Consider the following 5,696-nt stretch of genomic DNA (forward strand, 5'->3'; position numbering starts at 1 on the left):
TATAGCCATTTGCGCGCTGCGCCTCTGGATCGGCGGCGGGATCATTTGATCCCCACGCGAAGGCTTAGCAAAACATATGACCGACAAATCTGAAACCGCGCAGCCAAGTGGCTTGCCTTATGCCATGTCGGCATATCTCATCTGGGGCTTCGTCCCCGTTTATTTCAAGCTGCTGAGCCATGTCTCGCCGGTCGCGGTCGTTGCGCAGCGCGTCTTGTGGTCCATTCCGCTGCTTTTGGTCATTATGGCCTTTCGCAAACAGCTTGGCGAATATGCCGCCATTTTCCGCCACAAGGCGCATCTGCGCAACTTGTTGGCCTCTGCCACGTTGGTCGCCATCAACTGGCTGATTTACATTTGGGCCGTTTCCACGGACCATATTTTGGCCGCGAGCCTTGGCTATTATCTCAACCCCTTGGTGAACGTCCTGCTGGGGCGTCTGTTTCTGGGTGAGCGATTGCGGCCGCTTCAGATGGTCGCCGTGGCTGTTGCCGCCATTGGCGTTGCTATCCTCATCGGTGATGCGCTCGACACCTTATGGGTATCGATATCGCTCGCTTTAAGCTTTGGCCTCTACGGCCTTATCCGCAAGATTACGCCTGTTGGCTCTGTGCCCGGCCTTGCAACTGAGACGACGTTGCTCGCGCCGCTGGCGTTGGGCGCTGTACTCTATTTCGCGCAAGTTGGCGGCGGCGGATTTGGGGATGATGTGACGACGTCGGGGCTTTTGATATTGGCAGGTGCGGTCACCGCCATCCCGCTGCTGATGTTCGCGACCGCCGCCCGTCGGATGAGCTATACCAGCCTGGGCTTTGTCCAATATATGGCACCGTCCATTGCGTTCCTGCTGGGTGTGTTCGTGTACGGCGAGCCATTGAGCACGACGAAGCTGGCGTGCTTCATCCTGATCTGGGCCAGTATCGCGATATTCTGCGCCGACGCGATTAAATCCTACAGGGCATCAAAAGCTTAGGTCCTGATCCTAAGCCTTCAGCCGCCAGCGCAATGTTTCCCCTGCGTGGAACGGCACGACATCAAGCCCGTCCAGCGCCAACAGCTCGGGCACGACGACATCGGTGCGTTCCAATATCATGCGCCCCTCGTTCAACGGCAGACCATAAAAACGCGGGCCGTTTTCCGAGGCAAAGGCCTCAAATTTGTCCAGCGCGCCTTCTTCTTCAAAGACGGCGGCGTAGCTTTCCAATGCGAAGGGCGCGTTAAATATTCCCGCGCAGCCGCAGGCGCTTTCCTTGGCAGATTTGTCGTGCGGCGCGCTGTCGGTGCCGAGGAAATATTTACGGCTGCCCGACGTCGCAGCTTTGCGTAGCGCAAGCCGGTGTATCTCACGTTTGGCGACTGGCAGGCAGTAAGCATGCGGACGGATGCCGCCCGCAAACATCGCATTGCGGTTGATGTGCAAATGCTGCGGCGTAATTGTCGCCCCGACATTGGGACCGCAGGCATCTACAAAAGCAACGGCGTCTGCGGTGGTGATATGTTCAAACACGATCTTGAGTTCAGGCAGATCGCGCACCAGTTTCGACAGCGTCCGTTCAATGAACACAGCCTCACGGTCAAAGATATCGACATGCGAGTCTGTGACTTCGCCGTGGATCAGCAATGGCATGCCGATCCGCGCCATATGCTCCAGCGCGGGCATGATATTGTTTATGTTCGTAACGCCGTGTGCGCTTCCGGTGGTGGCATGCGCGGGGTATAGCTTTGCTGCTGTAAACACACCTTCGGCGTGACCGCGCGCCAGTTCATTCCCGTCACTTACGTCGGTAAGATAGGCCGTCATAAGCGGCGTGAACGTGACGCCTTCGGGCACCGCCGCCAAAATCCGGTCACGATAGGCCGCGCCCGCTTCAACCGTCGTGATTGGTGGCGACAAATTGGGCATGACAATCGCACGTGCAAACTGTTTCGCGGTGAAGGGCACCACGCTGCGCATCGCTGCGCCGTCGCGAAAATGGAGGTGCCAATCATCAGGGCGGCGGATGGAAAGAATCATCTGGTCGGTCATGGCTTCCCTTTAAGCGCCTGTCCCCCTATCTGTCACCTATGCCAAACACCCGTCTATTCGACCGCTGCGTTATCCGTCTGTCGCCCACCGAGCCGGGAGAGGATGTGCGCCAATTTCTGCAGGGTCTGGTGACACAGGATAGCACGGCAGAAATGCCCTTATGGGCGGGCTTGCTGAGCCCGCAGGGAAAGGCGCTGTTCGATTTCATCCTGTGGGCAGATGGTGACGATGTGCTTATCGATTGCGAAGGCACGCAAGCCAACGCATTGGTCCGGCGCCTGTCGATGTACCGGTTGCGCCGGAAAATCGCCATTGCCATTGATCCGGAATGCGGCGTGTTGTGGAAAGGCGACGGCAGCACAGACCCGCGCCATGCGGAGCTTGGGACACGCTGGCTGGGCGCGCTGGCCGACGATGATGTTGATGTGAGCGCCGAATATCGCGCACATCGGTTGGGGCTCGGCATCACTGAGGGCGTACATGAACTGGGTAGCGAACAGACATTGTGGCTTGAGGCCAACGCCGCCGAACTGAACGGGGTATCATTCACCAAGGGATGTTATGTCGGGCAGGAGAATACCGCGCGTATGAACTGGCGGCAAAAGGTGAACCGGCGGCTGGTGGTCGTCCCGTTGGCACAAGCCGACGAGAGCCGGCAGCGGTGCGTCTATCCGGAACTTGATATATCGGTGGAGTTGCGCCGCGTGGAAGATTTGACCGCGCTTGCTCTGCCAGACTGGCAGCGCGCTGCGCTTGGTTAATCGAGCCGCTCGAGCTTCACCTTTGCGGTCCCGCTGCGGTGCATGCCGATCTGTTTGGCCGCAGCATAAGATAGATCCACGATGCGTGATTTGCTCCACGGACCGCGGTCGTTCACCCGCACGATAACTTCCTGACCATTGGCGAGATTGGTGACCACCACCCTTGTGCCAAAGGATAATGTCCGGTGCGCCGCGGTCATCGCATTTGGATCAAAACGCTCGCCACTGGCCGTGCGATTGCCGCTGAGTTCGGCGCCATAATAGCTGGCCAATCCGGTGCCGATTTCGACACGGCTGTCGCCAGCCTGCGCCAAAACCGGCAAGGCGATGAGCGCGAGCGCAAGATAGTGACGTTTGTGCATAATATTCCCCCCGAGGCGTGCGGGCTACAATAAACGCCGCACGCTTCCAATTGTCGAAGCGATAATGTGCACAGGCTTTGCGTTCAAACGTCCAGATTGGCGACGTTGAGCGCGTTTTCGACAATGAAATCACGCCGTGGCTCAACCACTTCGCCCATCAGCTTAGTGAAGATATCGTCCGCCAAGTCAGCCTGGTCAATTTCAACACGCAGCAACGACCGGTGATCAGGATCAAGTGTCGTTTCCCACAATTGCTCCGCATTCATTTCGCCAAGACCCTTGTAGCGCGAAATCGATAGGCCCTTTCGCCCTGCGGCGAGTATGGCCTCAAGCAATTCCGATGGACGCGTGATCGCGCCTTTATTGCCTACACTCACGGCGGTTGTTGCGCGCTTGGCTTGGTCGCCAACGGCATCCGCGGCTTCTGCGTCGCTGTCCGCTTCGATGTCTTCGGCGGCATCCGCTGCTGCAGCGGCAGTGACCTTCACCAATCGGGCAGGGGTTTCGTAACTGGCGGTTTCTTCGCTGGCGAGCTTGTGCAGCTTGCGCGCTTCTGCCGACATTAGGAATGCTGCGTCGATGATGTGGTGATCGGTTACCCCGCGCCAGAGGCGTTCGAAGTGATACCCACCGTCTTCGGACACGCGGCCGGACCATTTGCCCTCAACATCCTGCGCACCCATCCATGCGGCCGCCTTGGCCACCGCAGCAGCGCGGTCGGTTGCTTCGGGGTCAAGCGCGCCGGTGAGCGCCATGGCCTCGACAATTGTGGGGTCGTAACGGCGGGGCACAAATGCCATCAGGCTGCGCATCCGGCGTGCATGATCGACCAGTGCGCCCAAATCGGCGCCTGCGCGTTGTCCGCCGGCACCTTCAAGCACAACGCCGCCAAGACCGAGCTCTGCAAGATGGTCGTCGAGCGCTTTGTCGTCCTTAACGTAAATTTCGCTGCGGCCTTTCGCGACTTTGTACAAAGGCGGCTGCGCGATGAAGAGATGGCCGTTTTCGATAATCTCCGGCATCTGGCGATAGAAGAATGTCAGCAACAATGTGCGGATATGTGACCCGTCGACGTCAGCGTCGGTCATGATCACAATCTTGTGATAGCGCAGCTTTTCAATATTGAAATCTTCGCGACCAATGCCCGTGCCCATGGCTTGAATGAGCGTGCCCACTTCCTTGGACGAAAGCATCCGGTCAAATCGCGCGCGCTCGACGTTCAGAATTTTACCCTTGAGCGGCAAAATTGCCTGATAATGCCGGTCGCGACCTTGCTTTGCCGAACCACCTGCGGAGTCGCCTTCGACCAGGAACAGTTCGGATTTGGCAGGGTCTTTTTCCTGACAGTCGGCAAGCTTGCCGGGCAGAGACGCAACGCTCATCACCGATTTGCGGCTGGCCTCGCGCGCCTTACGTGCGGCTTCGCGGGCTGCGGCAGCGTCAATGACCTTTTGGATCACGGTGCGCGCATGGCCGGGATTTTCTTCAAGCCACTCGCTCATCCGGTCAGCCATCAGACTTTCCAGCGGCTGGCGCACTTCCGACGAGACCAACTTGTCTTTGGTCTGCGACGAGAATTTTGGATCAGGCAATTTTACCGAGACAATCGCGGTCAGGCCTTCGCGCATGTCATCGCCCGTGAGCGTGACCTTTTCCTTTTTCAACACGCCCGATTTTTCGGCGTAGTTGTTCAGCGTGCGCGTCAATGCCGAGCGGAATGCTGCCAAGTGGGTGCCACCATCGCGCTGCGGAATGTTGTTGGTGAAGCACAAGACGTTTTCGTAATAGCTGTCGTTCCATTCCAGCGCGACATCAATGCCGATGCCGTCACGGTGCGACGAAATCGCAATCGGATCGACGAGCAGGGCCGTTTTGTTGCGGTCCAGATATTTAACGAACGCGCCAATGCCGCCCTCATAATAAAGGTCATGCTCTTTGACCTCCGAATGGCGGTTGTCCCGCAGCAGAATGCGGACGCCGGAATTCAGAAATGCGAGTTCGCGATAGCGATGCTCAAGCTTGTCAAAATCAAATTCGAGCACATTTTTGAAGGTCTCGGTCGACGCCATGAAGGTGACGCGCGTCCCCTTTTTGGTTTTGCCATCGACCACTGGCGCGTCGCCACGAACGATTAACGGCGCAACGGCGTCACCATGCTCAAAGCGCATCCAATGCTCTTTGCCTTCGCGCCAGATGGTGAGCTCAAGAAATTCAGACAGTGCGTTGACGACGGATACACCGACACCGTGCAAACCGCCCGATACCTTGTACGCGTTGTCGTCCGAGGTGTTTTCAAACTTACCGCCGGCGTGCAGTTGGGTCATGATGACCTCAGCTGCGGAAACGCCTTCTTCCTTGTGCATGCCCGTCGGGATGCCGCGGCCATTATCTTCGACCGAGACCGATCCGTCGGCGTTCAATTCGATAAGCACCAGATCGCAATGTCCGGCGAGCGCTTCGTCGATTGCGTTGTCCGATACTTCGAACACCATGTGGTGCAGGCCGCTGCCGTCATCGGTGTCGCCGATATACATTCCCGGCCGCTTG

Annotated in this window: 5 protein-coding genes; 2 read left to right on the top strand and 3 right to left on the bottom strand. The window is 57.9% G+C overall.

What is annotated here, in order from left to right:
• The first annotated feature begins 76 nt into the window (after positions 1-76).
• Positions 77-973: an EamA family transporter RarD gene (gene rarD / locus ACIQ5B_RS09980; RefSeq protein ID WP_397598888.1), complete on the top strand. Its 897-nt coding sequence runs from the start codon at positions 77-79 to the stop codon at positions 971-973.
• Between the two features lie 9 nt (positions 974-982).
• On the opposite strand, the gene pyrC is transcribed toward rarD, so the two are convergent.
• Positions 983-2,026, bottom strand: a complete 1,044-nt coding sequence (pyrC, locus tag ACIQ5B_RS09985; RefSeq protein ID WP_397598889.1) for a dihydroorotase — start codon at positions 2,024-2,026, stop codon at positions 983-985.
• A gap of 38 nt (positions 2,027-2,064) precedes the next feature.
• Between pyrC and ACIQ5B_RS09990 the strand changes: the two genes are divergently transcribed.
• On the top strand, positions 2,065-2,787 hold the full coding sequence (locus tag ACIQ5B_RS09990) for a YgfZ/GcvT domain-containing protein (protein ID WP_397598890.1): 723 nt from the start codon (positions 2,065-2,067) through the stop codon (positions 2,785-2,787).
• On the opposite strand, the gene ACIQ5B_RS09995 is transcribed toward ACIQ5B_RS09990, so the two are convergent.
• Together ACIQ5B_RS09995 and gyrB are read right to left on the bottom strand one after the other, a co-directional pair.
• On the bottom strand, positions 2,784-3,149 hold the full coding sequence (locus ACIQ5B_RS09995; RefSeq protein ID WP_397598891.1) for a septal ring lytic transglycosylase RlpA family protein: 366 nt from the start codon (positions 3,147-3,149) through the stop codon (positions 2,784-2,786). The two genes, ACIQ5B_RS09990 and ACIQ5B_RS09995, sit on opposite strands and share 4 nt — an antisense overlap.
• Positions 3,150-3,232: 83 nt before the next feature.
• A partial coding sequence (gyrB, locus tag ACIQ5B_RS10000; RefSeq protein WP_397598892.1) for a DNA topoisomerase (ATP-hydrolyzing) subunit B occupies positions 3,233-5,696 on the bottom strand: 2,464 nt, incomplete at its 5' end.

It is taken from the genome of Sphingorhabdus sp., from assembly GCF_044374345.1.
Taxonomy (GTDB): Bacteria; Pseudomonadota; Alphaproteobacteria; order Sphingomonadales; family Sphingomonadaceae; genus Sphingorhabdus_B.